The 26,441-nt window shown below is 43.4% G+C and carries 19 protein-coding genes; 4 read left to right on the forward strand and 15 right to left on the reverse strand.

Translation table 11 applies throughout. The annotated features are described in order from the left end of the window. Positions 1-1,772 (reverse strand): chondroitinase family polysaccharide lyase (locus VL121_RS20735; RefSeq protein ID WP_325408527.1); only part of this gene is annotated, 1,772 nt, incomplete at its 3' end. Between the two features lie 448 nt (positions 1,773-2,220). Continuing rightward, positions 2,221-3,219: a sterol desaturase family protein gene (locus VL121_RS20740; RefSeq protein WP_325408528.1), complete on the reverse strand. Its 999-nt coding sequence runs from the start codon at positions 3,217-3,219 to the stop codon at positions 2,221-2,223. Positions 3,220-3,307: 88 nt separating this feature from the next. Here VL121_RS20740 and VL121_RS20745 point away from each other — a divergent pair, with 88 nt between their 5' ends. Further along, the gene (locus VL121_RS20745; protein ID WP_325408529.1) at positions 3,308-3,568 is read left to right on the forward strand and encodes an acyl-CoA-binding protein; all 261 of its coding nucleotides are present in this window, start codon (positions 3,308-3,310) and stop codon (positions 3,566-3,568) included. A gap of 12 nt (positions 3,569-3,580) precedes the next feature. On the opposite strand, the gene VL121_RS20750 is transcribed toward VL121_RS20745, so the two are convergent. Continuing rightward, positions 3,581-4,417: a sugar phosphate isomerase/epimerase family protein gene (locus VL121_RS20750; protein WP_325408530.1), complete on the reverse strand. Its 837-nt coding sequence runs from the start codon at positions 4,415-4,417 to the stop codon at positions 3,581-3,583. Between the two features lie 200 nt (positions 4,418-4,617). Here VL121_RS20750 and VL121_RS20755 point away from each other — a divergent pair, with 200 nt between their 5' ends. After that, on the forward strand, positions 4,618-6,000 hold the full coding sequence (locus VL121_RS20755) for a Gfo/Idh/MocA family protein (protein WP_325408531.1): 1,383 nt from the start codon (positions 4,618-4,620) through the stop codon (positions 5,998-6,000). 27 nt (positions 6,001-6,027) lie between these two features. Continuing rightward, on the forward strand, positions 6,028-6,159 hold the full coding sequence (locus tag VL121_RS20760) for a hypothetical protein (RefSeq protein WP_325408532.1): 132 nt from the start codon (positions 6,028-6,030) through the stop codon (positions 6,157-6,159). Positions 6,160-6,199: 40 nt separating this feature from the next. On the opposite strand, the gene VL121_RS20765 is transcribed toward VL121_RS20760, so the two are convergent. The 8 genes from VL121_RS20765 to rhaT all read right to left on the reverse strand — a co-directional run bounded on the left by VL121_RS20765 (position 6,200) and on the right by rhaT (position 15,120). Next, entirely contained in the window at positions 6,200-6,958 is a 759-nt protein-coding gene (locus VL121_RS20765) for a lysophospholipid acyltransferase family protein (RefSeq protein WP_325408533.1), read from the reverse strand. 37 nt (positions 6,959-6,995) lie between these two features. Further along, positions 6,996-7,388: a DUF4258 domain-containing protein gene (locus VL121_RS20770; protein WP_325408534.1), complete on the reverse strand. Its 393-nt coding sequence runs from the start codon at positions 7,386-7,388 to the stop codon at positions 6,996-6,998. After that, positions 7,385-8,272: a transglutaminase family protein gene (locus VL121_RS20775; RefSeq protein WP_325408535.1), complete on the reverse strand. Its 888-nt coding sequence runs from the start codon at positions 8,270-8,272 to the stop codon at positions 7,385-7,387. Before VL121_RS20775 ends, VL121_RS20770 begins: the two co-directional genes overlap by 4 nt. Positions 8,273-8,439: 167 nt before the next feature. Continuing rightward, complete coding sequence (locus VL121_RS20780) at positions 8,440-9,822, reverse strand: FGGY-family carbohydrate kinase (RefSeq protein ID WP_325408536.1); 1,383 nt, start codon at positions 9,820-9,822, stop codon at positions 8,440-8,442. Positions 9,823-9,999: 177 nt separating this feature from the next. Beyond that, on the reverse strand, positions 10,000-11,274 hold the full coding sequence (locus tag VL121_RS20785; RefSeq protein ID WP_325408537.1) for a sugar isomerase: 1,275 nt from the start codon (positions 11,272-11,274) through the stop codon (positions 10,000-10,002). Between the two features lie 10 nt (positions 11,275-11,284). Next, the gene (gene rhaM, locus VL121_RS20790; protein WP_325408538.1) at positions 11,285-11,599 is read right to left on the reverse strand and encodes an L-rhamnose mutarotase; all 315 of its coding nucleotides are present in this window, start codon (positions 11,597-11,599) and stop codon (positions 11,285-11,287) included. 285 nt (positions 11,600-11,884) lie between these two features. Beyond that, positions 11,885-14,005, reverse strand: coding sequence for a bifunctional aldolase/short-chain dehydrogenase (locus VL121_RS20795; protein ID WP_325408539.1), 2,121 nt, complete (start codon positions 14,003-14,005; stop codon positions 11,885-11,887). Positions 14,006-14,031: 26 nt separating this feature from the next. Further along, positions 14,032-15,120 (reverse strand): L-rhamnose/proton symporter RhaT, encoded by a 1,089-nt coding sequence (gene rhaT, locus VL121_RS20800; protein WP_325408540.1) that lies wholly within the window; start codon positions 15,118-15,120, stop codon positions 14,032-14,034. 402 nt (positions 15,121-15,522) lie between these two features. Between rhaT and VL121_RS20805 the strand changes: the two genes are divergently transcribed. Further along, positions 15,523-18,327, forward strand: coding sequence for a hypothetical protein (locus tag VL121_RS20805; RefSeq protein ID WP_325408541.1), 2,805 nt, complete (start codon positions 15,523-15,525; stop codon positions 18,325-18,327). 32 nt (positions 18,328-18,359) lie between these two features. Here the strand turns inward: VL121_RS20805 and VL121_RS20810 are convergent, their stop codons facing one another. From VL121_RS20810 to VL121_RS20825, 4 genes are all read right to left on the reverse strand, one after another. Next, the gene (locus tag VL121_RS20810) at positions 18,360-19,586 is read right to left on the reverse strand and encodes a beta-galactosidase (protein WP_325408542.1); all 1,227 of its coding nucleotides are present in this window, start codon (positions 19,584-19,586) and stop codon (positions 18,360-18,362) included. A 123-nt stretch (positions 19,587-19,709) separates the two neighbouring features. Then, positions 19,710-21,530 carry a RagB/SusD family nutrient uptake outer membrane protein gene (locus VL121_RS20815; RefSeq protein ID WP_325408543.1) on the reverse strand — a complete coding sequence of 607 codons (1,821 nt, stop codon included), beginning with the start codon at positions 21,528-21,530 and terminating at the stop codon, positions 19,710-19,712. A gap of 19 nt (positions 21,531-21,549) precedes the next feature. Then, positions 21,550-25,098: a TonB-dependent receptor gene (locus VL121_RS20820; RefSeq protein WP_325408544.1), complete on the reverse strand. Its 3,549-nt coding sequence runs from the start codon at positions 25,096-25,098 to the stop codon at positions 21,550-21,552. Positions 25,099-25,242: 144 nt separating this feature from the next. Next, entirely contained in the window at positions 25,243-26,418 is a 1,176-nt protein-coding gene (locus VL121_RS20825; RefSeq protein ID WP_325408545.1) for a FecR family protein, read from the reverse strand. Positions 26,419-26,441: the final 23 nt, after the last annotated feature.

A 26,441-nucleotide genomic window follows, 5' to 3' on the forward strand; every position in this document is an offset into this window, starting at 1 on the left:
GCGTGATCTTCTTCGGGGCGGCCGCCGTCGCCGCGGCGGGGCCCAGCGCCAGCAGGGCCACGGCGGCGCTCGCCTGTACCGTATAGCCTTGTGCGCATTCCTGCTACAATTTCATCTATTGGCGTGTGCATAATCTCTCCACCAATCTGTGTCATTTTTGTAAAAAATCCTCCCGAAAAAGTGATGCGTGAAAAAAATGGATGCCGGCCATTCAGGCTGTTTGCATACTCAGTTTTGTTGCACATCAGGTATTGTGCGTAAACTACCTTCCTGAGATTTTCATACGCTTCGGAATTAATGAGAAATGAAGTGCCTCTGAAGGTATACAAAATCGGATCTACAATTGCAGCAAAAGTGTAAGAATAGGCATTGTAATGGCTATAGTGGTGAAAGGCAGTTCCATCAGGTTTCATGCCATCGGTATTACCCATTTGTACCTGCAGGAACTTTTCAATATAAAGTGTCAGACGCTGAATATCCCGTACAGCGTGGGCATCATCGGGACTAAATGCTACAAGGCAGAGATAGGCATCCTGCAATACATAAAAATTATCTTCATCAAACTTGCCATCACTATTGTTCTCGCCACCCAGGTTTATACCCATGCTCCATTGCAGCCAGTCCCATAGCTGGAATTTTAAGTCTTTATCAACAAAAACTGAAGCATTGATTAATGCTTTAAAAAACACCATATCATCGTATCCCCAGGAACTTCCCGCAAACCACCTGCCGCTGCCACCGGCTAATCCTCCATCCAGCATTTGCCTGAGCAGGTTAATGGCCTTATCCCTGCTGTCTGTATTGTTAGTGTGGATATAGCTCCTGGTAAAAGTGGAAAACATATCTCCTATTTCCGAGGGATCTGCAATGTCCTTCCCCCTAATAATATCTCCTTCCACCTCAATGTTATACGTGGTATATTTAAAATTGGCATCATTTAATTCAGCTCCGGAAGGTTTTTCTCCTTTCCCCCTTTCCAGTATTCGTTGTTTTATGGTACCCACTTCTTCCATTTGCTTTGCAGTAGGTGGTATTACAGGCGGGGTTGAAGATAGCGTATCTAACCTATAATAAAAATCACTTGAGTAATAAGTTTCGCTGGCTAATGCATAGAGGTCGGGCATTTGCCTGTCGGAGTACTTCATTTCTGAAGTTCGAATGTATTGTATATTATCAATATATATTGACCCGTTTCCTGTAGTTGGAGCGAGTACGTAAATTTTATCTACGTTCCACCAGTATTTATCATATTGTACATACTCTTTCAGCATGTCGTGCCTGTAACTGCGCAACAACCTTCTCCAACCGTTATAATTTGTATTGAAGCTAAAGCGAAATTGGTCGCGTCCCTGCCAGTTAATAAATTCAATATTAAAAGTGTCTGTAGCAGGTGTTTCATTGTGCACCCACATTTCAAAATGGTTTTGGCCCCATATCAGCAAATTGGCATTTACCAGTTTCTCTTCCTCAGCATCCAGGTCTATAATAAGCGTATCTCCGGCAACCCAGTCCCAGCGCAAAGATTGCATTCCCAGCCGGTAGTGCCGGTTGCTTATAGAAAGAGTTCCTTTTTTTGCTGTATAATTTAAGGGAACAGCTCCTTCCAGGTTGGGCTGGGCGTAACTGAGTGTACTGGTTATAGCCAGCACCATTCCCACAATGATAATTTTATATATCATGTTAAGTGTCAGCCTGCGCGGAATGTGCCATATTACCGCTGCTAATATTTTTGAAAAACGGAGAGAGGGATTAGCCTTAATGGTTAATTGCATGATGCGTTATATCTTCTGTTACGTAACTAAAGTAATAGTATTGAAACCCGGCAGATTATTTTATACTGTGTATACCTTTTCCTGTTCTGCCTGAATATGGTTTTAAGGGTATTGTGAATAATTGTACTATATCAATTATTAAAAGAGGAGAGTTCCTTATAAAAGGTTTTCACTCCTTAAATAATTAAAGAATACTTAAAAATTCTAATTTGTATGAATCGGGGTAATGCAATTATTTATGACCTTCCTGTTCGCCATTCAGTTCAACATCTACTTTTCCCAGGCATAATTGTATGCCTGATGTAGAAAAGACTCAATGCAATAATCATGCAATATTTATGATAAGATAAATTCAGGGAGCTATTGTAACTATGCCTTTGTTCAACATAATGTTGGAATGATATGGGATGCCTGGATGATGTGACAATAGGCATAAAATCCATAAGCATTAATCTTTCAATGGTTTATGCGTTTGCAGGTATTGCTGCCTTGTTACTTTTGCCGTTTTATGTTCCCCGGTGTGGCTCCATCCCGGGGGCATAATTAAATACAATAATTTATTTTTGAAACCGGGCGCCCTGCGAATATCCTGCCATAATACGGCAAACTCACCAAAATTTACATCCGCAAAGCTGTTGGCATTCATGGGCCGGGTAATGCCGTATTCGATGGGCATTTCTTTGTGTTCATTTTCAAAAGTTCCAAAAGCCTTGTCCCATATATTCAGCAGGTTGCAGAAATTAGTATCCATATACAACGGGTTCCTGGCATGATGTACCCGGTGATGTGACGGGGTAAGGATGATCTTATTTAGAAATCCCATGCGGCCGTCTTTCAGCATATTTTCTCCTACATGAATAAACGCGCCCCATGTGCCGTCAATAAACATAATAAAGAACAGGAGCGGTGGATTTACTCCTGCAAGGATGCAGATTGAAGTTCGTATTACATCGGCGTATGGCGCTTCAAGGAAAAAATGGGTGTATGTAACGGAAAGGTTCATGGTTTGTGGCGCGTGGTGCGTGGAATGCAGGCACCATAATATTCTTACTTTATGCGCCAGGAAATGATAAATGAAGTGCGAAAACTCCCATATAATATACCCGTAAATCAGCCAGTACCAGGTAAATGACGTTTTGAAAGGCGCATATTTTTCAAACAATCCTATACAAAAGGCAACGGCGGCTATTGATATAAAACGCGATACAAACCGGTTGAAAACATAAATCAGGAAAGGTACTTTATAGTCTTCCACCTTAAACTTTTTATACGCGGCGCTTCGTATGATTTCAATAACCAGCAACAACGGAATAAATGGTGAAATGGCGCCGAGAATACCCTGTAGTGTAAGTAACCGGCTGTAATCGCCGGATCTGAACATATCTATGAGCTGGCCCATGCCAAAAAAACCAATCACTTCATGGTATAATGTTTCAAAAAAATTCATAATGCAAAAAGTATAGGGTTAATAAATATGCAGGTCAAACACTTTTATTTAGCACAGACTTGGTATTTTCACACAAAATTACAGATATATGGAATTGCAAGAACTGTTTGATCAGGCTGCAACGGAAAGTAAGCGCCTTACTGCAAAGCCAAGTAATGAAACCCTGCTGCAATTGTATGCTTTATACAAGCAATCAACAGAAGGCGATCATGCAGGCGATCCGCCGTCTAATCCTTTCGATTTCGTTGCTAAAGCCAAATACGAAGCCTGGCTGGGCATAAAAGGAAAAACAAAAGAAGCGGCTATGCAGGAATACGTCAATCTTGTAAATAAACTAAAGGAAAACTGACCTGTTTTTCTGTTAGCTCATTACTCCCCTTATATATCCTGCCGATTCAGCAATTCCCGGCAACGCATCTTTCATGTCTTTTTCAAATTCTATACTGCATACTCCGTTATATTTTATTTTACGTAATGCCGCTACCAGGGCCGGGAAATCAATTGCTCCCCGTCCTGCCTCTATTGCCTTACCTTCCGCTTTTGCAGCGGTAACATCTTTCATATGCAGGTCAAAAATTCTTGGTGCATAATCAATTACCGCCTTTTCCGGTTTAATGCCAGCGCGAAAAGCATGCCCTATATCCAAACATAGTCCCATGCGTTTGTCCATTTTGCTGATACGGGTATACACATCCCCGGGTGCGGGATACAATTTATCTTCCGGCCCGTGATTATGAATAGCCATCCTGATACCCGACTCCTTTACTTTTTTTTCTGTATACCGCAGCAGGTCGTAACCCGGAACGCCAATGATGAGGTTTACACCTACCCGTTTTGCATAATCAAACGCGCGGTCAGCTTCGGCTTCCGTTTTCATATAAATAACGCCTACGGCGTATACATGTATACTTCCGTTTTTAAATTTGGTCAGTACCTCATCAATGGTTTGCTGTGAACTGTTTAATGGAAGATGGAAGTCTTTAACAGACAGGTTATTTATGGCCACCCGGTTCATTATGGCAATGGTTTGATCAATAGTGTAATTAACAAAGGAATAACCCGCCATTCCAGTTTGCAAAAATTCTTTTTTCAGCAGGCGAGGGTTCTGTAACGGATTGGCAGTGCCAGTAAATGATGATAAAGAAGATACAGACAAGGCAATGGCGGAGGCCTGAATAAATTTTCTTCTTGATGACATGCGGTATGCTTTTATAAATTCAAATTTAAGGTAAGCAATTTTTGCTTATTGCCCTTATCATGAAAATGTGTTCCTGACTGCGGTACCTGTTTGTTTGCTCTGCTCCATGGTGAAGATGCAGCGGTAAGGTTTGCCGTTTGCCTTATGATCTTTACATTTACAGGAGGGTTAGCGCAGTTGATGAATATAAAACCATATCCATGCCTTTAAGAAATTTTTCATTCAGGAACATCGCGGTAGAAACATTTAACCAGGCAACAGAATCCATTATCCTTACCTGGAAGGAAATTGCGGCTATATTAGGTTTAAAGCAGGATGTTTATAAAAACCCTTTGCACCGTCCGCTCAGCAAACCGGTAAGCGCCATATTAATCGGGGCAGGTAACAGGGGCAATATTTATGCAGATTACGCGCTTATTCATCCCGGTGAATTAAACATGGTTGGCGTTGCCGACCAAAATGCCGTGCGTAACGGGAGGTTTGCGCGGAAGCACAATATTCCCGCAATGAACCGCTTTTATGACTGGGAAGATGTTTTTGCGAGAGATAAATTTGCCGATGCCGTAATTATTGCTACACCCGATGCTTTGCATGCGGCTCCCTGCCTGCGCGCTTTAGATGCGGGTTATGATGTGTTGCTGGAAAAGCCCATAGCGCTTACGGAAGAAGAGTGCAGGCTGATACACGAAAAGGCAAAAGCTACGGGCCGGATCGTGGGCGTATGTCATGTATTGCGCTACTCTCCTTATTTTAAACAGTTAAAGGAGATCATTACTTCCGGCACCATCGGTGATATTGTAAGCGTGCAGCATATGGAACCCATAGGGTTCGATCATATGGCGCATTCCTACGTACGGGGTAACTGGCATAACAGTACGAAATCTTCACCCATTATACTGGCAAAATCCTGTCATGATACCGATATTCTGCGATGGCTTATTAATGAGCCTATAGAAGATGTGCAGTGTTTTGGAGGACTCAGTTTATTTACGAAAGAAAATGCGCCGGCGGGCAGCACAGAAAGATGTACTGATCATTGCGCTGTGGAAGCAACCTGTCCCTTTTCTGCCCTGCAGATCTATTACCGCGACAGGAAAAGGTTGTATGTTTTTGATTTGCCCGAACAGCGCCGTAACTGGGATTATATTATTTTAAAAAAATTAAAGACCACCGATTACGGCCGCTGTGTATATCGTATGGATAATGACCAGCCCGATCATCTCACCGTGAATATGCGTTTTGGCAAAAATATTACCGCTGCCTTTTCTATGGAAGGGCTTACTTCTTATGAAGGCAGAGCCACCCGCATAATGGGCACAAAAGGCGATATTGTTGGAGATATGGAAGCTTATACCATTACCGATTTCCGGACAGGACAAAAAACAACCTGGAGTTTGAAAACAGATTTTCATGGTGGTGGCGACCATCGCCTGGTGCAGGACTGGGTGCAGGCTGTGGGCCACCAGGATGCACAAATACTTTCTTCAACTATTGATGTTTCGGTTGTAAGCCACCTGATGGCTTTTGCCGCCGAAAGGAGCAGGCTGAATCATACCATTGAAGAGGTGAAATTGCAGAAGTGAGGAAGATGAGTGTGAAAATGTGGGGATGTGAGGAATTTGAAAGTGTGGCTGTCGGTACGCGATGAAGGAGCGTCAGACCGCAGGCAGGAATTTGAAAATGAAGGCTGTATGCTAACGATAAACTATGACGCTAAAGGAGAGGTGAATGGTGAGAAGTGAAAAGGAGCAGTTGTATTATCTCATAGCTGATGCCTGACACCTACTTCACCCAGCTTACTCCATAATGCAATAAACCTTCCTCCATTTGTGCATATACTTTTTGTTTCAGCGTTTCTATATCTTTTATAGTTAAGCCATCCACATCAATTGCATCCATAAAAACGGCCCTGCTTTTGCCTGGTGTAAGCGACAGTAATTTTCCATAAGGCATTCTGTTGAATACATCAAGAAACAAAACCGGCTTAATGGGGGTTTGCGTTTCAATGGCAATACGAAAAGCGCCATCGAAAAAAGATTTCAGGGCGCTGCCTGTTTCATTAAACGTGCCTTCGGGAAATATTAAAATAGAAATACCGCTTCGCAACACCGCTTTTAGCTTGCGCACGCTTCTGGAGCGGTCTGCCGCACTGACCCGGTCAACGGTTACTATGGCATGCTTATAAATGTACCCAAACACCGGGATACCGGCGGTTTCCTTTTTACCTAAAGCGCGTATAGGTTGCCGGTAGGTTTTAACAATTACGGCGGCGTCAAGAAAGGAAATGTGGTTGCTGACGAAAATATAGGATCTTTTTTTATCGTGCGGCGATTCATAGATGTTCTTATGCATAATACCCACCAGCGGAAACCATATGTCGCCCCATAACATGCAAATACGGTAGATGGCATTTCCTCCCCATACAGGTCCGGCCAGGGAAGCAATGATTACAAAGGGAAACAGGATAAGCATCAGCAATACAAATAGAAGTATTGCATATATATTGTAGAGCCACGAAAGTGCTTTAGCCAGCAGGTGCATGAATAATCATTGTGCTTTGTGATAAATAGCGCCGGATTCAATTGCAGTTACATTCCCATGCTTCATCCAAATCTATACAGGTAATAACTACCATGCCGCTTTTGGAAGGAGCAAAAATAATACGTACCTGCTGATTATCGTGTGTTATGCCTTCCAGTGCATATTTGGGATCGGGCTTTGAATGCAGGTTACTTTTACTGTAGTTGATCTTACCTTTTTGCAGTATCTCTTTTATTTCGCTGTCGTCAATATGCCGGCAACCCATTCTGCAGCGGGCATGACGGGTATAAATAAGCGGTGTAAGATTCCGGTTAAAGCTGCTGGTTTTTTCCGTAGCCTGCTGGGCGGCATTATTGCGGTAATACAGCCAGAACAAGCCGCAGCATACCAGCAGTAAAATAAAGTACCGCACAAAACGTCCCTTCTTCATTTTAAGGTATTATCGTACCCCATTGCACCGGCAAGTGCAAGCAGCTCCGTTTGCTTATAGCGGTTATCCCTGGTGTCGAAACATTTGGCCAGCTCTTCCAGCAAAAATTGGAAAATACGCCTGTGATCCATGGGTTTGAAATAGGAACTGGTGATGGGAACGCCTATTTTTTTAAAATAGCTTTCTACGTCTTTGTGCGTGTATACCTGGCCGTTCATGGGATCAATATAAAAAAGTATATTATTACCATTTTCTTTTTTCGGATTGAAATAGTCGTAAGCGGTATCAAAATAAGCGAGCAGGTACTGGCGGGGTATTTGAATTGCTTTTACGGGGATATCAAGTAACCCGCACAGCAACTGGAGTAATATGCCATTAATGATTGAATTGCCGCGTTTGGTTTCCAGTACTTTGTTGATGAGAAATTCTTCCGGGTGCTGGTAAGATACTTCAACGCCTTTAAATTTATAGTATGTAAAAAAGATGCGGTTAATAATATTAACCTGTTCCAGCGCGGTAAGATAGCTGTTGAGTTCAAGCCAGATATTACGTTTTATTTTTTCTATTTCCTGTAAAACAGGCGTATCTGCCATGTCGGGGTATTGGTATCTTGCAACCAGCAATGATCCTTCTAACAGATCGTGCCGGGTGGATTTTGCATATGCAGACATGTTGGCCTGTAATTCCTGAAAGTGGAGCCGGTGTATGAGTAATTCTATTTTCCCCTGGATCATTTCATCAGGGGTATTTTCCCATAAATGTTCCAGGTTGGGAATGATGGGCCTGCCATAGCTTACAATTCTGTTGCTAACGGTATCAAATACCTCATGATCCGGATCATCTATAAGATGCAATAGCGCATTTATTTCACGGGTTTCTTCCATGGGAAATCTTGAATAAGGTATAGACGAACGAATCCCCCTTTTATTGTAAGAGAATCGGGATAAATATCGGTTGTACAGGTGGATATATACTATTCTTTTTTTCCACAGGAGGTGGACAAGTAGCCGTAAGCAGGCACCGGATGACTCAATTGCTGTATGGAATGCCGTTACTTTTGTATAGTACTGGTATTATAATACATTAATTTAATCGTATCGGCAGGGGCCGGTTTGCTGCTCCAGTGCGGATGTATGGCCAGCGCCGCTCCAAGCGCGGTTGCCTGTGCTATGGATGCGGCATATACTTCAATGCCTGGAAAGGCTTCCGCCAGCAAATGCATGTACAGCGGATTTTTACCAAACCCTCCGTCAACAAAAATCCGTTTTACATCAGTGCCTTCCAGTACCAGCCCCGTAGAATTGATTTGCCTGCTCATAATATCCAGCATGAGCTGGTGATAAGCCCGCTCGTAGCTGCCGAATGCATTTATATCTCTTTCGGGGAAAACGGTTATAGACGCTGCATCTTTTGCATGCACTTCAGGCAGCAACTGCAAGGCGGCAGCAATGCTTTTATCAAATTTTACAGTAGTATAATAATCCGCAGGCTTGTTAAAATGCGCAGCCAGGCGTTTAACCTGCTGCTCATGCTCGTATCCTGCAAATAAACGCGAAGCTTTTACCGGGCTGCCCTGATAGGTCATATAACACAGGCAATCCTGCTGCAGTTCTTCCACCGTAAGGGGCAGGCTGTTAAATGGGTTGAAGCTGATAGACCATGTGCCTGTGGAAATCAGTATAAAGGGTTCCCTGAAATTGGTGAGATAGGGAATAAGCGCTGCTGAACTGTCGTGTAAGCCAACGCCGGCCCTGAACATTTTCCCCGAAAGCGTTATTTCTTTTACGCCGTCTGATGCAAAAATGGGCGGTAGCTTATCCATCACCCCTTCCCTGTATACCCATTCGTGATAATTGTGTTGCGGGAAATTCCAGAGGTTGGTATGGCAGCCAATGCTGGTAATATCCGAACAGGTTTTTCCGGTAAGCAAATAACTTATGTATTGCGGAAGATGCAGGGAGTAAGCAATTTGGTCGAATACCGCTTTTTGCTCATACTTTAAACGGTATAATTGCATGCCCGAATTTAAACTGCCCAATACCGGCGAAGCGGTATGCATGGAGAGCATTATTTCTCCGCCGTACCTGCTGTAGAATTTCTTTTTTAAATCTTCCGGATAGGGTTTAAGATAATTGTATAAGGGGGTTAACGGGTTGCCATTCTTGTCAATGTGTACAAAACTGGCGCCGTAAGAAGTGAAATTAACGGCTACTATATTAAACGCCTTTAACCCGGTTATTTCACTGAACGATTCCCTGATCCATTGTGTCAGCAATTCCAGGTTTTCACAGGGATACCCGTCCTCGTCTGTTGTTTCGGGAAGCGTGGCGCTTTTTTCATATACTACTTCGTAGGCTTCGTTAAACAGGAATACTTTTTTGTTGGTTTTGCCGATATCGTAAATAGCTATAACTGGCATACTATTGCTCATCATAATATAAAGATAGGAGGTGGGCGTTGAACAGCAAAAAAGGGATAGTGCTTATTTTACTTGTGTTCTGCTCCGAAAAAAAATGGGAGTGAGGGGTGAAAGGTGAGTTACCCTCCGCTATTTTAACTGACTACTCCCTACTGACCGTTGACAGGACAAGACGCTTACTACTTACCACTTTTACAGCCCCGTAGCTACCGTTTTTGTACCCCTGTTTTTGATAAGTTGTTCCCGTATTTTTTCATTGCGGAATAAAGCTATAGGGTTTAGCGCTCCTCCTGCACGGAGCCTGGCTTCGGCTACTAACGGTCGCACATCGGTACGAAAAGCGTGCTGCAATATTTCCTGTGCCTTTACCACATCGTTATTTTGGCGGGCTTCCTGCAGGGCTTTACTGTCGGTTAATAAAGCCTGCGCATAGGCTATAAGTATAGCTTCAACCGATTGCGCCAGGTCTTCCAGCGGATCTTTTACGTTGTGCGATGCGTCAATCATCCAGCCCAGGCCGGTAGCATGGTTCATGCCTTTGGCATCCATACCTTCTACCAGCTCATTAAAGATGAGAAACAACTGGTAGGGTTTAATACTTCCTGCTGTAAGGTCATCATCTCCGTATTTGGAATCGTTGAAATGAAAGCCGCCCAATTTTCCTTCCATCAGTAAAAGAGAAACAATTTGTTCAATATTGGCGTTGGGCAGGTGATGACCCAGGTCAACCAGGGTATAGGCTTTATTGCCCAGCTTGCTGGTATACAAATACGATTGTCCCCAGTCGCCAACTGTAGTAGAATAAAAATTAGGTTCAAAAGCTTTATATTCTACAAACATTTTCCAGTTGTGGGGTAATGCCCTGTAAATTTCCTGTAAGCCGTTTAATGTATGTTGAAAGGCTTCCCGGAAATTAAGCTGTCCGGGAAAGCAGGAGCCATCGGAAAGCCATACGGTTAAGGAGGTGGAGCCCAGCTCCACGCCATGGCGGATAACTTCAATATTATGATCAATGGCCTGCTGGCGGATGGCTTTGTTTACATTTTGCAGCGACCCGAATTTGTAGCTGAACTGCTGGCCGGGCTGATCCTGGAAAGTGTTAGAATTCATGGCATCGAACTGCAGTCCGTGCCGGGCGGCCAGCGCTTTAATATGCGAAGGATTTTCAGGAATGTCCCATGGAATATGAAGCGATATGGCGCCGCTTGATTGGTTGAGTGCGTGCAGCAAGCCAATATCTTCTATTTTTTCTTCGAGGTTACGCGGCTCACCGCCACCCGAAAACCTGCCAAACCTTGTACCGCCGGTTCCCAAAGCCCAACTGGGAATGGCTACCTGGAAGTTGGTAAGTTTTTTTACAATACTTTCCGCTTGTTCAATGTTTGCACTGCTATATGCAAATTTGCTGCGATGTACTTTCAGCAAAGATTCGTTATGGCTTTCCAACTTATATTTTTCTATCTGCATGATCTTATTTTTATGGCATGTAAAAAACCTCTTTCAATGGTATGCTTACCGGCGACTCATCAGCATTCACTTCCATAATATCTTTCATATAATGCCACCACCGTTGCATAACGGGGTGTTGCGGTAATGCCTGCATGGCGGCTTTGTCGTTAATCCTTAAATAACCGAACAGGCTTCCGGTGGCTTCCTCCAGAAAAATAGAATATTCCGCTATGCCGGTTTCTTTTAATAATGCCTGCAATTCCGGCCATATAGCCTCATGCCGCTTTTGGTATTCGGCTTCAAAGCCCTTGTGCAATTTCAGTTTAAACGCCAGGCGGTGCATGCGAATTTGAGATTTAAAATTTGAGATTTGTGGCTATAGTTTATAGTTTATAGTTCTTGGTCTGCAAATGTTACAGGGTTCAGCCGTCAGATTCTGTGTTAGATAACCACTAATGACTGGCTGAATACCTCTTCTTTTTGTATTGCTCATTACTGAAGGCTGATTGCTGACAGTCTTCTTCGAATTTCCTCCCGCCCGTGCGAAAATTTCGGATTTGAATTTTTATTTGGTTCTTCATGTATTCCTTCGAGTTTAGGTTTTCCGCCTTCGGATTTAATATTGCTCTTATCTTACAAAAGCCATGGCAACGCCACCGTCAATGTTCAGCACATTGCCCGTGGCCTTGTTTAATAAGCCCCCTGTAAAAGCAAAGCAGGCGTTAGCGATATCTTCAGGTAAAATAATTTCGTTCAGTAAAGTACGTTTGGCGTAAAACCCGGGCAACTCTTCTACTGTTACGCCGTATGCTTTGGCACGGCCCTGCGCCCATGCGCCCGCCCATATTTTGCTGTCGGAAATAACGGCATCCGGATTTACCACGTTAACGCGAATATGATCCTTTCCTAATTCAGCAGCGTTTAAGCGGCTTAAATGTAATTGGGCTGCCTTGGCCGACCCGTAGCCTGCATTATTAGGCCCGCTCACCAGCGCGTTTTTACTTACAATATTAATAACATCGCCTCCCATATCCTGTTTGCGCATAACGTTTACACCTTCCTGCGTAATAAGAAACTGTCCTTTTACCAGCACATCATACAGCAGGTCCCAGTCTTTTTCGGTATGCTCTTCCAATGGCTTTGAAATAGATAAACCGGCACAGTTAACCACAATATCAACACCGCCAAAAGCCAGGGCCGCAGCTTTAAACGTTTTACGAATCGTATTCGCATCGGTAACATCCAATAGCTCTGCAGAAAAAACGTCTTTACCATAATGATCAGCGAAATCTTTTTTTGCATTCGCCAGCCTTTCTGCATCGTTATCATTTACCATTACTACCGCGCCTTCATCTGCAAATTTTTTGGCAATGGCTTTGCCAATACCTCCCGCGCTGCCTGTTACTAATGCAATCCGGCCGGATAAGGCTTTAGGTTTTGGCATACGCTGCAGCTTGGCTTCTTCCAGTAGCCAGTACTCAATATTAAAAGCTTCCTGCCGGGGCAGGGAAGTATATTCAGAAATGGCTTCAGCGCCTTTCATTACATTAATAGCATTAATATAAAACTCGGCGGCTACCCGTGCTGTTTGCTTATCTTTTGCAAAAGTAAACATGCCCACGCCGGGGTATAATATCACTACCGGGTTGGCATCGCGCATGGCGGGACTATTGGAATGTTTGCATTTTTCGTAATAGGCCGTATACATCTTCCTGTAAGCCTCAAATTGCGGCTTCAGCTTTTCTTTTACAGCGGCAACATCCGCTACACTTTCGCCGGCAGTAAGGTTCAGCACCAGCGGGCTGATCTTTGTTCTTAAGAAATGATCAGGACAACTGGTACCCATCGGGGCTAATCTTTCCAGGTCATTGGAATTGATATATTCCAATACCCTTTCGTCATCCGTAAAATGACCGATCATTTTTACACCGGAAGAGCAGAAGCCCCTGAGTACGGGCGCTAAAGCCGCTGCTTTATCCAATCTTTCTTCTTTGGCTAAAGATTCCAGTTTGGCGCCGCCAAATACGGGTTTGTTTTTTATATTTTCTTCAAGATAAGCTGCGCAGCGTTCAATTACTTCCAGGGTATTGATATAGCTTTCAAAGGCGGTGTCGCCCCAGGTAAACAAACCATGCGAGCCAAGCATTATGCCCCGTATGCCCGGGTTCTCATCCAAACATTGTTTTAATTGTAAGCCAAGGTCAAAGCCTGGGCGTTGCCATTCTACCCAGCCTATGGTGCCGTTAAAAAGTTCCTGCGTAATGCGTTTGCCATCTTTGGCAGCGGCAATGGCAATAGCAGCATCAGGATGCAGGTGATCAATATGCTTAAACGGAAGAAAGCCATGCAAAGGCGTATCTATGGAAGGTGCTTTGGAGCTCAGATCAAAAATGCAGTGATTAAACAGCTCCACCATTTCATCTTCATGATCAATACCACGATATACATTCGTCAGGCTTCTGAGGCGATCTGTATACAAAGCCGCCAGCCCGCTTTTCTTTAACGTACCCAAATCTCCTCCGGAACCCTTTACCCACATCACTTCTGTTTCTTTGCCGGTAAGCGGATCTTTTGCCATTACTTTGCATGAGGTGTTGCCGCCGCCGTAATTGGTAAGCCGCAGATCGGCGCCTAATAAATTAGAACGGTAAATCAGCAAACCCACTTCATCTCCTGCAAGTGCTGCTGCTTTGGCATCATCCCATAAATAGCTCACGTGCTTAAATTCATTTGTTGTAACAGAAGGCATATTTTTTATTTTAGTGTTTTATTAATTTATTTTAGTGAATTGCCGTAACCCACCAGTAAAACGGCTATAATGATGGTAATAATACCCAGCGTAATCATGGCTTTTGTTTTGCTGCTCACATCTTTCCATTCTTTCAGCACAATACCCCAAAAGTTAGCTACTAAAATAATAAAGGCCATGTGCAATATCCACGAACTGGCGCCATTGCCCATCTTGCTTTCGCCCATGCCGTAAAAGAAAAACTGGAAGAACCAGGTAATGCCGGCTAAAGCGGAAAAGATATAATTAGACAGTAGCGGTGTTTTTGCATTGGTGTAATCGCCAAAAGTTTTGTTGCGGGCGTTTAGGATCATACACCATATAAAGTTAGTGGTAAGTCCGCCCCACAGTATTACCACAAAGGTTACATTGTTCTGAAATAAAAACTCTCCCTGCCCCGGATGCGCTGTTTTCCATAATTCATTGGCGGTATCCGCCATTGATTTTCCGGATTCTATACCAAAGTTAAAACATGCACTTAAAATGCCGGATACAATGGAAACCAGTAAACCCAGTCCAAATTTGTATTCGGTTTTGATTTGCATGCCGTGCGGATCGGTACCGGGTATATTGAGCGTTTTTTCTTTCATGATTCCTGCTTTACCGCAGAAAACAATTCCCAGCACACACACCGCCAGCCCTGCAAGGGCATATAACCCCCATTTTGAATGGATAAGCATACTAAATGTATCCTTACCCTCTTTCGGAAAAAAATTATAGTATACAGAAGGTATAAGCGAACCAAATACCATGCATAAACCTAATATAATACTGGTACCCAGCGAAATGCCTAAGTAACGCACACCCAGTCCGTAAGTTAACCCGCCGATGCCCCAAAGCACACCAAACAAATAAGTAATGCATAGAATGCTGCCATCGGTGCTTTTAATGATTTCCGCAAAACCGGGAATGGTTAAATAAGCAGCCAGTGGGGGAACAATTAACCAGGAAAAAATGCCTCCTGCTATCCAGTAACTTTCCCAGGCCCAGCCCTTGACTTTCTTAAACGGTGTATAAAAACTGCCTGACGCGAAACCTCCTATAAAATGATATACAATTCCTAAAATTACCTGCATTCTTTAATCTTTTCTAATGGTATAAGCAATCTGCATTCAAAAGTATACTATACCCCTGTTAAAGCTGTCATGTGCTGTCATGTGTTATTAAAGGCTTGTGCTAACAATTAAAAATAAAGGATACCGAAAGTGGCGGTAAGGTTTTATATGGAATGCCGGGTTGAAAAAAATATCTGCCGGACTGTATATTTGAATTTTACCGCGAAAAGATAATAACAATCATGCAATTATCGGGTGTTTGATGTAAAAAATAATTAAATGCCGGCAAAAAATGCCGCTCACTTTTATATTGCAGCACAATGTAAACCGCTACCCGGCGAAACCGGTTTGATGAAGCCATGTACATAAAGCGGACCAACGGCAACCCGTTTTGGGTGTATATTTAGATTGTAATTGTTTGCTATGCGCGCATATTCCCTGTTATGGCTGTCATTTTTTTTTGGACTTCCTGCTTTTTCCCAGGAGTTTGGCGCTAATCCGCCTTCGGTTAAATGGCGGCAGGTAAATACGCCTGAAGCCCGGGTTATTTATCCCCGGGAACTTGATACAACGGCGCAGCGTATAGCCGGCATTGTTCATTATCTTAACCGGCATACCAGCGCTACTGCGGGTACTGGTCAACGTAAGATCAATATGGTATTGCAGAACCAAACTACCCTGGCAAATGGTTATGTTGGACTTGCCCCCTGGCGCAGCGAATTTTTTCTTACACCCCAGTTCAACAGTTTTCAATTAGGCAGTTTGCCCTGGGCCGAAAATTTGGCTATCCATGAATACAGGCATGTACAGCAGTATATGAATTACAGGAAAGGGTTATCAAAGCTCGCGTATATTATCCTGGGTGAAGAGGGGCAGGCCGTTGCCAACAGCGCGGCTATACCGAACTGGTTTTTTGAAGGAGACGCTGTTTTCCAGGAAACAGCCGTAAGCGGACAGGGAAGAGGGCGGCTGCCCGGTTTTTTTAACGGCTACCGGTCGCTTTGGGAGGCAAATAAAAAATACAGCTTTATGAAATTGCGCAATGGCTCGTTGCGGCACTATATTCCCGATCATTATGCATTGGGCTATTTACTGACGGGCTATGGCAGGGAAAAATATGGAGACCGGTTTTGGACCGCAGTAACCGATGATGCGGCGCGGTTTAAAGGATTGTTTTATCCTTTTCAAAAGGCAGTAAAAAAGCATACCGGAATAGCGTATGGTGATTTTGTAAAAAATGCCCTGCAGTTTTATAAAGAACAATCGGCGCTTTCTGCCGGAGATTCTTTTATTACTACAGGTAATAACCGGTATGTATCGGATTATTCGCTGCCTTACTTTGCAGGTGAAGATTCAATGATCGTGCTGAAAAAAACATATCGCAGCCTGCCTGCCTGGTGGCTGATTACAGCAAACGGAAAAGAAAAGATCAGGGTTAAAGATATTGCACGCGATGATTATTATGCTTACCGTAATGGCAAAATAGTATATACGGCATACGAACCGGACGCACGGTGGAGTGGAAGAGATTACAGCGTAATAAAAGTGCTGGATATAACAACAAAGCAGGTGGTGCAATTAACGCATTGCAGTAAATACTTCCAGCCCAATCTGTTGCAGGATGGTACGATGATTGTTGCCGTGCAGTTTACACCCGATCAGCAGCAGGAACTGCATGTGCTGGATGCAGCCACCGGGGCGCTGTTGCACCGGATGCCTCAACCTGCGGAGCGGCTCATCTATACCTATCCTGCATTTTATGATAAGGATCATGTGGTTTCCTGTATAAGAAATACGCAGGGATTAATGACTGTGGCCATGGTTAACCTGCAAACGGGGAAAACGGATAACCTGCTGCCCTGGAGTTATGAAATAAAAGGGTTTCCCTTATTAAAAGGAGATACGGTATATTTTTCGGCAGGCAGCGGTTACCAGGATGATATTTTTGCGGTGGATATTAAAACAAGAAATCTTTTTAAGCTCACTAATGAACTGTTAGGCGCTTACCAGCCTGCCATTAATAATGCAGGGCGGTTAGTATGGAGCAGCTTTACCGCAAAAGGTTTACAGCTAAAGGGAAAGCAGTTAAAAGCGGAAGACTGGCAGCCGCTAATGCATATTGCTACGGTAAATGCGCCTGATTTGTATTTACCCGGCGCTTTGCAGCAAACAGGCGGTAATATTTTAGACAGCATTCCATATGGTCGGTACCCGGTTTCAACATACGGCAAATTATCGGCTCCATTCAATTTTCATAGCTGGCGTCCTTATTACGAGCAGCCGGAATGGAGTTTTACAGTATACGGACAAAACATCCTCAATACTTTTCAATCGCAATTGTATTATACCTATAACGAAAATGAAGGAAGTCATAAAACCGGCTTTGCCGGCATGTATGGCGCCTGGTTTCCATGGGTAACGGGCGGTGCGTCTTACACATTCAACAGGAAGGTAAACGACAGCGTAAGAACGATACGGTGGAACGAGTTGAATGCTAATGTAGGTCTGAGCCTCCCGCTTGATTTTACGAAAGGCCGGTGGTATAAAAATCTTACGCTCGCTTCTTCTTTTAATGTGGAGCAACTGAATATAACGGGAAGGTATAAAGACAGCATTGCGGGGCCGCTATTCCATTACCTGCAGTTTTCGGTTAACTGGGGTAGTCAAACCCAGCAGGCGGTACAGCACATTAACCCGCATTTTGCACAAAGTTTTTTGCTGCGGTACCGCACCGTTATTAATGATCATACCGCTCATCAATTGCTTACATCGGCATCATTGTATTTCCCGGGCATAGGTGTTAATCACAGTATTGTGCTTAGCGGCGCTTTTCAATTGCGCGATACGGCCGATCAGTACCGTTTTTCCAATAATTTCCCTTTTGCCCGTGGTTATAATGGCATTGATGCGCCACGCATGTGGAAGGGGAGTGTTAATTATCATTTTCCGCTGGCTTACCCGGATTGGGGCTTTGCGCAACTTGTGTATTTCTCCCGTATAAGAGCCAACCTGTTTTTTGATTACGCACAGTCAAAAAGTTTACGTACCGGTGATGTTTTTTCATTCAGAAGTACCGGAACTGAAATTTTTTTTGATACCAAATGGTGGAACCAGCAGGCGGTTAGTTTTGGTATACGGTATAGCAGGCTGATAGATAAGAATGTGGTTGGCGCAAATAACGCCAACCTGTGGGAATTTATTTTACCGGTAAATTTGCTGAGCCGCTAAGCGCTTTGTGTTTTTTGGCAGTTTATGGGTTGTTATTTAAACGATATTCCGTTTATATTGTTCAGCCTGTATACCGCAATATCCCCGGGACCAATTGCTACAGATGAGGAATGTTTGCGGGTATTTAGCATAGTACCATTCTTTGATACTTTTTCAAGGGTGCTGCGGCTTTTGATCGTTAACTTCATAGGATTCACAAAGTCTCTATTCACAATTACCATATAACGGACACCCTCTTTTTCAAGTACCGACACAATTGCTCCTTCTCCTTTTATACTGATCTTTTTAACGCCTTCAGGCAGTTTAGCAAGGCGTTGCGTACCATCCGGAATCTCTTTGCCGGTATGTTCAACAGATATTACTTTAGATGATAGCAATATTCCGGAAAGATTTTGAATTTCCCTGTTTACTGTCCTGATCATTTCATAAACTCCTGTTCTTTTCTTATTGTCACCTATAGGACCGTTATGGTAGGCGTATTGAGATTTATTTTTGGGAGTCCAGTAGGTGAAATATTGTATTCCCTGTGCACCATACGCAAGGTTGGCAAATACCTGCAATCTTATTTCTGCCAGTGTTGGAACCGGGTATAAACCATGTGCCACGCTTAGCGCAAAAGCCCAAAAAGGTTTGTTTTCTTTTTTTGATTCCCCGGCGATGATTTCCAGGTTTTCAAACCATTCTTTACGCAAAGATCGCCCGCCTTTATTTTCAATTACGGGATAATGATCGAACGACAGGAAGGGTACAGGAACACTGTTCATAAACGCCCTCACATGTTGCTGATAAGAAGCTGTACCCAGTTGAGCAGGAACGGCGTAATTAGGTAGCAGGTTCAGATAACAGAAATGCTGGCTATCTATAGCTCTTATACGATTTGCCCATAGGCCTAACGCTTCAAACGCCAACGCGGATGGTTCATCCGTAAGATAATATCCCCCAGTAGCGGGATGATTCATAAAGCGCCTTACTGTGCTTTCCGGATTGGTTTGAAGTTCGGGACAACGTACAATTAATTGAACACCTGCTTGCTCCGCCATATCCAGCATCATGGCCATAGAATCTATTGTAGTGCTGCGTGTAAGGCTGATGGTGATTCCCGCGTTCTTCATTTCTTCATAACGGGCTGCACTGGTTTCTTCAGGGGGAACCCCACCCCAGGCAAAAATGGGTATTTGCGTGGTATCTGCTATCCCGGCATATAGTTTTGCTGTAGTTATTAAATAAAACAAACAGCTTATCAGCACGTTGAATCTCATTACGGTAATTTGAATGTTAAGGATTAAAAAAATGAACACTGGTTTATGCTATCTGTGCTAAGATGTGAGAGGAGAGAGACGTGAAATTCAATCTCTCTCCTTCACGTTTATCGTCTCACGAAACTATTTCCAACCCGGGTTTTGTGCCAGGCCTTTATTCAGCACAAGCTGATCCTTGGGTAAAGGGTATAAATAATAGTATTCCAGCCAGCCTAAGGGAGTAGTATTGTATTCCACATAACCCTCGTTGCCCCCGCCGGATATAGTGAGTTTATTTCCATATTTTGAATTATCTATCCACAATCCCAATTGCTGCTTGTTTAAGTAATTGCCTTTTTTCCAGCGACGCAGGTCATTAAAGCGAAATCCTTCCCCCATCAGTTCTACCCGCCGTTCGCGGCGTATTTCCCATAATACAGGTTCTACATCTGTATCGCGGTTTATATCAAAAGCGCCATCTATACCGGCAATGATCATATTGGGCATATTCACCCGTTTACGAATTTTATTAATGGTAAGATCAGCGATCGCCTGGTCAAAATCCCCCAATTCATAACTCGCTTCAGCATAATTTAAAAGTGCTTCCTCAACCCGGAATATAGGTGCATCGGTAGTATTTACAAAGCCGGTAGCATCGGTGGTAGAATTATAGAATTTATAAAAGTAATATCCCAGTTGAGATACTGCAAATCCCTGCCCTTCATTGAAATTTCTAAAATGAGGTACGGCACGCAACACATTGCCTGCCCATTGCAGGTAAGGTAGTTCTTTGTACCCGGGTGAAGAAATAAGAGACATGGTATCCATATACGCTTTATCAGCCTCTACTCCCGTATGTTTCCAGAAAATTGTGTTTTTAGAGGTGATTTCATTGCCGGTGGCATCTGTAGTGGTAAAAACTCTGTAAGGAGGGGTTACGGTAAAATATAGTCTTCGGTCACGATGTCTGAATTCATCACTGAGAGAATGGTCGCCCTGGTATAAAACGCTTGTGCTGATCGGTTTACCATCCTGGCACAAATAACTTTCAACGGCATCCTTTGTTAAATCGAAATACCATGCTGCTGTACGAAGGTATCGTTGTACGCCATGTACGTTCTGACCGGCTGCATAAGACCTGTACAAAATAATCCCTGCTTTACCTGCAAGGTCCTCTGAATTAAAAATATGATCATAGTCGGGCAACAATGCGGAAAAGTCTGCTGCCAGTTTCGCAGAAGCTGTAACGCAGGCATTTAAATACTGTTCGGCATTACCAATTCCATGGTACTTTCTCCAGGTCCCTTCAAACAATCCAAACCTGGAGATCAGCGCACGTACAACGTGCACATTTACGGTGTTGGCGCCATCTCCCGCTGGATTGATATGCGTTTCTGCCCATAAAAGGTTATCAAGAATGTGCTGTGCAACAGTGTCTCTTGATGTACGGGATGCATACAGAATATCTTTATTATTATCCTTTACCACATGCTCAAGCCAGGGTACATCGCCAAACTTTGACAGCAACTGGATATATCTGCCGCACCTGAATACATAGCCAACACTTCTCCAGTGATCTTTTTCTTTTTGCGACATCTTCGACTGGTCAATATTATCAAGCATAATATTAACACGCCTTATAAATGAAAAATCCCAGTCACCGCCCGATGAAGGCACGGTTTTAAGTTGATAAGCCCATTCGTTTGAGTTGAGAGATTCATTGTAACAAAGATTATCTGAATTGGCTTCTTCAAACAGAAAGGTGGCTGTATTCAGTATGGGGCCTTGCCCATATCCATCAAAAAGGTCGTACAAGCCCCAGGCATAGGTTTTAAAGTTATTGTAAGTTTGAAAAGAGGTTTGCTCTGTTTGCTGATCTAAGGGAACTTTATTCAGGTAATCTTTACTGCAGGATGCGGTTTGCATCAATGCAAATAGTAGTATATACAATCTGATTTGTTTCATAATGCTACGCTTTTAACCATTAAAAATTGAGAGAAAATCCAACGCTCATTTTTTTCATAATGGGATATTGTGCACCATATCCCATATCGCTCAGTTCGGGATCAACTCCCCGGGGAAGATGTTTACTTGTAAGCAAATCATCTCCGCTTATAAAAATTCGTAAAGTATTTATTTTTACTGTAGACAATATTGCAGGAGAAATACTATACCCCAAAGTGACGTTTTTAATCCGCATATAGGCCCCGTTTAACAGGAACCGGGTTTGCGGATACATATTGTACATTTTGTTACCGCCATCTACATAGGTACGGCCGTAATGTGCATCGGTATTATCACTTCTCCAGTAATTCAGCAGTTCGCTGTAAATAGTACCATAATTGGAGGAATATGGAAAAGTGACATCGTTTACAACATAAAGATCCCTTTTGCCTACACCCTGAATGAAGAAGGAAAGATCAAAACCGGAATAAGAAACACTCCCGGAAACTCCATATTGATACCGGCGGTTATTGTTGCCGATTATTTTTCTGTCGCCCGGGTTATCCACCGTATTATCGCCCGTAAATATCACACCGTCTTTATCCAGGTCTTTGTATTTGATGTCACCGGGATTGGGGTTCTGCCCCTGGTATTTAATTACGCCGGGTAGCAGGATTCCACCCATAAGATTTCCGTTAAGGCTGCCTTCTTTAAAATCTTTAACCGCATAAAATCCATCAGTTTCGTATCCCCATATTTCTCCTATTTGCTGCCCCACGTAATACTGCGATAGAAGGCGTGTTTCATTAATATCATATTTTGTGATGAACGCTTTGTTATCTGAAAGGTTAAACGCAATTTGATAGATTACTTTTCCCACCTGGTCTTTCCAGGCAGCCTGCAGTCCCCAGCCGGTTGATTTCAGATCAGCGGTGTTTTGCAGTGGCGGGTTTGCCCCTAACACCGCGGGCAACTGAGCGCCTGGGATCAGCATCCCTGTTGTTTTTCTTTTAAACAAGTCGAAGCTCCCTGTTAGTCTGTTGGCAAACATTCCCAGGTCTATCCCTATATTTTCTGTTGTTACTTTTTCCCAGGTAAAGTCGGAGCTTATCAAACCAGGTGCATTCAATGTGAGGTATCTTATTCCGGAAGCATCTGCCCAGTTTGATGTTGGCCGCGTAGCCATTCCGGAATAAAACAAATAATTACCGATGGACTGATTTCCAACATTGCCATAGCTGGCCCTGATTTTCAGATCAGATAGAACGGATTTTAACGGCTGCATGAATAGCTCATCGCTTATTCTCCAGCCAGCAGAGACCGAAGGGAAAAACCCCCATCGCCTGCCATCCGGGAATTTAGAAGAGCCATCGTATCTTCCCGTGGTTTCCAACTGGTATTTTTCTTTGTATGCATAGCTGAACCTGTAAAAGTAACCACGTACAGCATATTCAGAAAATCCGTCAAAGCCATTCTGATCGGGCTGGATGGTTCCGGTGCCTCCATCTAAGTAAGGAAGGTTAGGATTAATCATATTCGACATCTGCGCATTCAACAATTCGAAGTAGGAATTTTCCTGGTTAAATCCGGCCATAAGATTAAACAGATGGTTGTTGACTTTCCGCTCATAAGCGCCATAGATGTTCAGCGCTCTGTAATCGGTGAAATCGTTGTACTTATAATATCTGGCCTGATCTTCGGTAACACTGGGTGTGGGAATAGTGTTGTTTAGGGTAATCATATCAAATGCCCGGTTATACTGTGTAAGTGTCGTATTGATCTTATCGTAGGTATATTCACCGGTAATATTGAACCCTTTAAAAATTTTCAGTTTTACTTTGCCGGAAAGCCTGATATTGTCAAGCCTGTTGCCGGTGGTTGCACTATGCGCTATGAGATTTTTAGGAGTAGCATAAGGAACATACGTGCCGTTAATGAGAGAGTCTCCCACTAAGGTGTAAGAAGGCAAAACAGATGCTGATCCAAATATACCATAGGCATAGCTGCTGTAAGGGAAGCTTTTATTTGAATTGGAATACATTGTATTTAACTGAACCGTAGCCCAGGGTGTAACCTGCGAACTAATGAAGCCTGTAAGGTTGTAACGCTTATAGCTGTCTTTATTGGTAACAAGTATACCGTTTTCATTTGTATAGGCGCCTGCAATGCGGTAGGATAGATTTTCTGTTCCACCACTGATTGCCATATTATGTGTTTGCTGAAAGGCATTTTTGGATGTCATCTCTTTCCAGACATCATTTTCACGTAAAGGGTAAATAACCCCGTTTTTTATAGTATATCCCGAACCATACGGCCCGGGATTTTTGGCGTAATCGTTTAACAGGCTTAGCCATTCATCTACATTTTGCCCTGCACTCGGTACATAATTCATGTCTTTAAAAGACTGAACAGTCTGTAGGGGGGTGGCTTTTTCCGGTATTTCCAGCGGTTGGCTGAAAACAAAATTATTACTGTATTCTACAGTTGTTTTTTTCAATCCTGCACGATTTTTACTGGTAAGCAGAATAACGCCCCAGGCCGACCGGGCGCCATAGATTGCCGCTGAACCCGCGTCTTTTAATACGGTAACCGTTTCAATATCATTTGGGTTGATTAAAGAAAGTGATGCTACCGGCACATTGTCGAGTAATATCAGCGGTGATCCATTGGAGCCGGAACCGATGCTCGTAGTTCCTCTTATATTCAGTTTGGTTGAAGCTCCCGGTTCTCCTGATGAATAGGTTACCTGCAGGCCGGGCACAACACCCTGCAGCAACTGGGCAATATTTGTTGTGGATCTGCTACCGGTTACTTCTTTCATATTTACAGTACTTACAGCGCCGGTTACATTGCCCTTTTTCTGCATGCCGTATCCCACTACAATAACCTCTGTTTCCGCGGTAACCTCAACCTGCATCCTGATCACTATCGGGGCACCCGGGGCTATAGCCGAAGTGATCATTTTGTATCCTATACGGGTGAACTCCAGTATATCATCTCTATTGGCTTCAACCGTAAATTCGCCGGCAGCATTAGTGCTTACACCTTTGCCGGTTCGGCGAACAACCACGGAAACACTTTCAAGAGGGATACCTTTATCATCGGTTACCACACCGCTTATTATGATATTCTTTTCTGCCTGTTCTTCTGCTTTTTCCACGGCCGGATGAGGTACAGGTTTCTCTTTTATTACCACCGTTTTGCCTGTAATAATATAGGTAAGCGGCTTCCCTTTCAGCACCTCTTCCATAACTTTTTCCAGGGGCATATTACGGATATCTACCGTTACCTGTCCCGCCTTTTCCACTGTCTCGTAGGTGTAAAAGAAATCAAAACCACTTTGCCGCTGAATTTTTTTAAAGATTTTTTGCAGCGGCGCATTTCTTTCCGAAAGCGTAATCTGGGAGTAACTTTTTGCACCTGCCGATAAGCAAACGCAAACACAAAAAATAACAGTTAGTTTCATCGCCTTCAGCAATTGTTTGATTGAATGGCTTCGATTATGCGTTTTGCTCCCGGTAATTGTTTTACACCGGAGAAAAATGCCTCCCTGCATGGGATTGGTGAGGCCAAAAGCCCTTAATTCCATAACTTTGATTTGTTTGGGTTAATGAATAAATTGATCTCGCTGATTGTATTTATGGTGTTAATTCAGGCTATGGCCAGCGTGTTCCACCACTGCTGGCCATTTATTATTTGTTTTTGAAAGGTTATACGGAAGGTGTTGCCGGGTTTAAGGTGTTATAATCACTTTTTGGCCTTGTACACTGCATTTCACATTTCCTGTGGCTTCCAGAATTTTAAGCACTTCTGAAATATTTACCTGCCTCGTTATTGTGCCTCCAAAATGAGAAGTTACTTTTCCCTCGTATGCTATATCCACATCATACCATCTTGACACCTGGCGCATAATCGTTTCTATATCTGCCTTTGTTCCAAAAATAAATTTCCCTGTTTTCCATGCCATCACCTCTTCAAGGTCTGCATTAGCGGTAACAACTATTTTATCGGCGATCTGTGCCTGCTCGCCCGGCCGTAAAACTTTAGCAGCGCCCGAACCGTTCACTTTTATGGCGCCTTCCAGCAATGTTACCTTTGTATTCGCCTCATCGGTATATGCGTTTACATTAAAATGTGTTCCCAGCACCGTCACTTCCATTTTATCGCTTATTACTTTAAAGGGCATAGCAGGATTATGTGCCACTTCAAAATAAGCTTCGCCGGTTATGGATACTTTTCGCTCATTTCCTGTAAATGCTACAGGGTATCGTATAGAGGAACCGGCATTAAGCCATACCTGCGAGCCATCGGCTAATTTCATATTTATTACATTGCTGCCACGGGGGTTAGATAGCGTGTTATACTGCGGTTCCGCAGTCATTCTGCCATCTGCAGTTTCATAGGCAATGTGCCCATTGCCGAGTTTTAGCAATTTCATATTGCCTTGCATGGCTAACTGCCCTTTACCGGCACTATCGAGGTACAGCAGGCTTCCGTTGGCCAAAGTAATCACAGCTTTATTGGTCTTCGGCGCTTTTACATCATTAGGAACAACAGCCTGTACGGTGTCTCCCGGTATATTTTTGTTAGAGAATAAGAAGAAGTAACTGCCCAGCCCGGCAGCTATTATAATAGAGGCGGCGGCTACCCAGCGCTGCCATCCGGTTTTTTTAACAGGTATTGGCTCCTTAACAGGCGAGCCCAGGATATTTTGCAATATTGCATCACCTTTCCTTGCAGGCATATCATTTTCTAATGGAGTTTGTTCCCAGGTAGTTGCTAATAATTTTTCAAGGATCTTTTGATTTTCAGGCAGCAGGCAAAGTAAGGAAAGTTCCTTCCTTTCCTCAGGCGAGCAGGTTCCGGTACGGTAGCGGTTAAACAAATATTGTATGCGTTCATCCTTCATATATGGCCTTGTTGGAATTAACA

It is taken from the genome of Agriterribacter sp. (assembly GCF_035497235.1).
Lineage (GTDB): Bacteria > Bacteroidota > Bacteroidia > Chitinophagales > Chitinophagaceae > Agriterribacter.